This is a genomic window from Kitasatospora putterlickiae, assembly GCF_039527695.1.
In the GTDB taxonomy this organism is placed as follows: Bacteria; Actinomycetota; Actinomycetes; order Streptomycetales; family Streptomycetaceae; genus Kitasatospora; species Kitasatospora putterlickiae.
Genome location: NZ_BAAAKJ010000324.1, coordinates 9,332 through 10,101 on the forward strand (window position 1 = coordinate 9,332; position 770 = coordinate 10,101).

Genomic DNA, 770 nt, shown 5'->3' on the forward strand with positions numbered 1-770 from the left:
GGCCCCTCGCTGCGCGACGCGGACCGCCCGGGATCAGCCCCAGGTGATCAGGCGCTTGGGGTGCTCCAGGATGCCCGCGATGTCGGCCAGCACCTTGGAGCCCAGCTCGCCGTCGACCAGCCGGTGGTCGAAGGACAGCGCCAGCGTGGTGACCTGGCGCGGAACGACCTTGCCCTTGTGCACCCACGGCAGCTCCCGGACCGCCCCGAAGGCGAGGATGGCCGCCTCGCCGGGGTTGAGGATCGGGGTGCCGCTGTCGACGCCGAAGACGCCGACGTTGGTGATCGTGACCGTGCCGCCCTGCATGTCGCCGGGCGCCGTCTTCCCCTGCCGGGCGGTGTCGATCAGCTCGCCGAGCGAGACCGCCAGGCCCGAGAGGGTCTTCGCGCCCGCGTCCTTGATGTTGGGCACGATCAGGCCGCGCGGGGTGGCCGCGGCGATGCCGAGGTTCACCTGGCCCTTGATGACGATCTCCTGGGCCGCCTCGTCCCACTGGGCGTTGATCTCCGGGTGGCGCTTGATCGCGGTGAGCAGCGCCTTGGCGACCAGCAGCAGCGGGCTGACCCGGACGTCCCGGCCCAGCTCGCCGCTCTCCTTGAGGCGGCGGACGAACTTCATCGTCCGGGTGACGTCGACCTGGACGAACTCGGTGACGTGCGGGGCGGTGAAGGCCGAGGCCACCATCGCCTGCGCGGTCGCCTTGCGGACGCCCTTGACCGGCACCCGGACGTCGCCCGCGCCGGGCACGGCCAGGGGGACGGCCGGCGCGG

The 770-nt window shown here is 72.9% G+C and carries 1 protein-coding gene; it reads right to left on the bottom strand.

Annotation, left to right across the window (positions count from 1 at the left end):
• Window positions 1-33 precede the first annotated feature (33 nt).
• Window positions 34-770 (bottom strand): dihydrolipoamide acetyltransferase family protein (locus ABD308_RS30760; protein ID WP_344342302.1); only part of this gene is annotated, 737 nt, incomplete at its 5' end.